A 3,830-nucleotide genomic window follows, 5' to 3' on the forward strand; every position below is an offset into this window, starting at 1 on the left:
CTCAAGAGCTAATGCAAGCAGCACAAAAGCTAATGGAAATCGCTCAACAGAAAGCACAAGGTGCTGACGCGGGAGCACAACCTAAGCAAGAAGATGATGTTGTTGATGCTGAGTTTGAAGAGGTAAAATAATACCTTAACTCAACATAAAAACTCTCTAGAGATAAGTAAGTAAATTCAGGGCGTATTGAGGAAACTCATGCGCCCTTTTCAATAGTTGTAACTTTATCTTTTCTTTAATTTCTAGGTCTGCTTCTCTTGTTTGTGTGAATGGAGAATTTCATAATTACATCTCTTCTTCATATTCTTTTGTCTTTACTTTCCCATCCCCCTATCGCTACACTAGGGCCCGTCCTTTTTACTTCAATCGATATATAAAAACTTATGATCCGTTCTGTCTTGTTTATCTTGGTTTTGCTTTTTAACTTCACTGCTTATGCCGATTCTCTAGAAGAAAAAGCGGAACTGGGTAATGCTCGCGCACAACTCAAACTAGCCATGGAATATGAATCAGGCACAAATCGCCCAACCAATATCGATCACGCTATTCAGTGGTATAAACAAGCGGCAATACAAGACAACACCACAGCACAATTCAACCTAGGTCAGATTTACAAAAATGGTTATGGCGTGGCTCAGGACAGTAAACAAGCCATCTATTGGTTTACTCGTGCAGCAACACAAAACAATCCTCCTTCCCAGTTCTATTTAGGTGAGATCTATGAATACGGGTTGTCTGGAAAAATAGATTTATACAATGCCTCTCTGTGGTATCAAATTGCTTCTCATAATGGTCACGGTGAAGCAATGCTTGGCTACAAACGAGTGTTAAAATCACTGGCTGAAGAGCAACAAAACCAGATAACAGCACCAAAAGAACTTACGCCTGAGCCAGCAACAATTACTCAAGCTAAAGTCACTGAATTAGAGCCAGAGCCAAAAACCATTATCATCACACAGATGGAAAAGCCAACGGCCTTAATCATGTTTGGTAGTTATTTATTGATTGCTATCATGTGCGTCGTACTTGCTTTCTTGCTTCTTCGACTAAAAAATACCGTGCTACAAAAGAAGGCAAGCTCTCCTTTTCAGTCTAATTTTGCCAAATCATTGCAGAATGAAAAAATTAAACAGTTGCAAGATACAAATGAGAAATTAAAGATCAGAGCTGATGCTCAAGAAGTGACGATAAAGCGTCTAAATATAGAACTAGATGCCGAGAAAAAGTCATCACCGTCTAGATTTACTCCCTATCAATTACTTGGTGTTACTGCGCAAAGTGATAATACAGATATCAAGAAACAGTATCGAAAGTTAGCACAACTTCATCATCCTGATCACGGTTCTGATGGTGTGATGCTCGCCGAAATTAACAAAGCCTACAATCAAATAAAGCATTAACCATTACCAAAGATCATGGAAGGCCTTTACAAACTAGCCCTTCTCTATATAATTTGCACCACTTTTATATGTTAAATAAATGTAGCAAAAAATGCTGTTGCACATAAATTCAAAGAATAAATAGTAGAGAATGTTTTATGTTTAATTTAGAAGGTCACTGCGATTGGTGTAGAAAACCAGCAATGGTTCTACAACATCGATATTGTGACGGCGCAAAATACTACGCCTGTGTAAATTGTAATGATTACGCCAAAATAGATATCAGAGCCTACAATTTGGCTGAGATGGAACAAGAAAATCAAAAGTAATCAGAGCTACTAATCAACAGTAGATGACATAAAAAATGCCGATGACTAAAATCATCGGCATTTTTATGTGTATCTTATTTCTAGTAGATTATGACTCTTTCGCCATCACCTTATAGATAAGCGCACCAATGATAGCACCTACAATCGGAGCAACCCAGAACAACCAAAGTTGAGACGTTGCCCAATCACCAACATAAACCGCAACGGCTGTACTACGTGCGGGGTTAACTGAAGTGTTTGTTACAGGAATACTGATAAGGTGGATAAGAGTTAAACATAGGCCAATAGCAATAGGAGCAAAACCTGCTGGAGCACGGCTATCTGTTACACCCATAATGACAATTAGGAACATTGCTGTCATTACTACTTCGGTAATCAATGCCGCTGTCATTGTGTAGCCGCCTGGTGAATGCTCACCAAAACCATTTGATGCAAAACCACCTGCTAAATCAAAACCAGCTTGACCACTTGCGATAAGGTATAAGATACCACCTGCTGCAATCCCGCCTAAAACTTGTGAAATAATATAAGGCACGAGATCTTTTGTTTCAAAACGTCCACCAACCCAAAGGCCAATAGAGACTGCTGGGTTTAGGTGACAACCTGAGATATGCCCAATTGCGAATGCCATTGTTAAGACTGTTAGACCAAATGCAAGTGCTACGCCTACAAAGCCAATACCTAGCTCAGGGTAACCTGCTGCTAATACTGCACTACCACAACCACCCAGCACTAACCAAAACGTACCTACAAATTCTGCCATGTATTTATTCATAATTATTCCTTTAACGTTATTATCACTTGATTTCGCTAAAATTTTTCATCTCGAACCAAGTTATTGTTCAAATAAATATAGGTGACGATTAACAAAATAGACACTTTTAGTTTTCAAATAATTTCCAATTTCCATTTTTAAGACACTTTTCTAAAAGCTGTAACACTGATTTATACTGCAATTACAGATATTTGAGGAAATCTTCGATTTAGCCAAAAAATGGCTAATAATGCAAATTTAGCCATTTTTGGCTAATAATAGATAATTGAACTTTAGATTTGATTTTAATAATCGTTTAAACGATCACTTTTAAAGCTTGGGGCTGATTATCCTAAGCTGATCTACCATGATGAGGTTTTAGATATGTTTTGCCTTACCAGTAAAGCAACTGTGTATATGTGGCGTAAGAACCGAGGCTTTCCAGCACCAGTGACAAGAATGCCACTTAGATGGTTACGATCTGCTGTGAAGAGTGGAAATTGAAGATTGGGAGTTAGTGGAAGGCTGATACGAAAAAGGACAAGAAGCGTTGAACTTATTGTCCTTTTCATATTTATAATTCAAAAACAAAGTAATAATTAGCTTATATTCTCATCTTTTACAAGTGCATTTCCTCCCCTAAAGACTTCAACAATATGAACATTTTCCATATCATGAACAATACTTTCAGGGATATGCTCTAAAACAATCATTTGAAAATCGTTTTTATTCACTACTTTATTGCTAATAAATTTATCTAACAAGTTGAAAGCACTTTTTATTTTTGCTTGATCACTACTACTTAACTTTTTCTCTTCTTCTGACTCATCACCATAATATGGCCTACTTGGTTGATCAATAATCAAATATGGAGCTATAAATGGCGATTTGTTTTGCTCGATAATATCATGCATTGCTAGTGTAAAAAATAAATGTAAGAACATTTGATTAGAACTACTACCAACATTTTCTATATATGTAGTTCTAGGCTTTCTTAAGCCCAAACTTTTATTTTTGTAATCGAATACAGGAAGGTAATTCTGATAGTTCTCTAAAGATTCACCTACAGTTTCCATATATTCTGAAACAAACTCTTCTATCGCTCTACAGGTTAACTCTTTCTTAATACTAGTATCTTCAATTATTATACGGTCTATTTCATCTTTTATTAAGCTGATATCTTCAAGTTTGTCATTAACATCAAACTCACTAAATATTTTGGCTTTCGCTTCGACTTGCCCAAGGAAATAGTACTTCTCTTTTGAAGATGTATAATCAAATTTCTCAGCAGGATAGCTTTCTAACTTTAAATTAATCTCTTTTAGCTTACTTTCAAGTTCATTGATTTTATCATCGACTTGAATAGTC

3 protein-coding genes and 1 pseudogene are annotated in these 3,830 nt (G+C 36.4%); 2 read left to right on the top strand and 2 right to left on the bottom strand.

Annotation, left to right across the window (positions count from 1 at the left end):
- Both Q1K78_RS17025 and Q1K78_RS17030 read left to right on the top strand, forming a co-directional pair.
- A pseudogene (locus Q1K78_RS17025) lies at positions 1-131 on the top strand (molecular chaperone DnaK); the annotation flags it as partial.
- A 252-nt stretch (positions 132-383) separates the two neighbouring features.
- On the top strand, positions 384-1,400 hold the full coding sequence (locus Q1K78_RS17030; RefSeq protein ID WP_300181593.1) for a J domain-containing protein: 1,017 nt from the start codon (positions 384-386) through the stop codon (positions 1,398-1,400).
- A 396-nt stretch (positions 1,401-1,796) separates the two neighbouring features.
- Here the strand turns inward: Q1K78_RS17030 and aqpZ are convergent, their stop codons facing one another.
- Both aqpZ and Q1K78_RS17040 read right to left on the bottom strand, forming a co-directional pair.
- On the bottom strand, positions 1,797-2,483 hold the full coding sequence (gene aqpZ, locus Q1K78_RS17035; RefSeq protein ID WP_300181595.1) for an aquaporin Z: 687 nt from the start codon (positions 2,481-2,483) through the stop codon (positions 1,797-1,799).
- Between the two features lie 578 nt (positions 2,484-3,061).
- Positions 3,062-3,830: DUF3732 domain-containing protein (locus tag Q1K78_RS17040; RefSeq protein ID WP_300181597.1), on the bottom strand; the 769-nt coding region annotated here is incomplete at its 5' end.

The sequence above is a fragment of the uncultured Aliivibrio sp. genome (assembly GCF_946479765.1).
GTDB lineage: Bacteria > Pseudomonadota > Gammaproteobacteria > Enterobacterales > Vibrionaceae > Aliivibrio.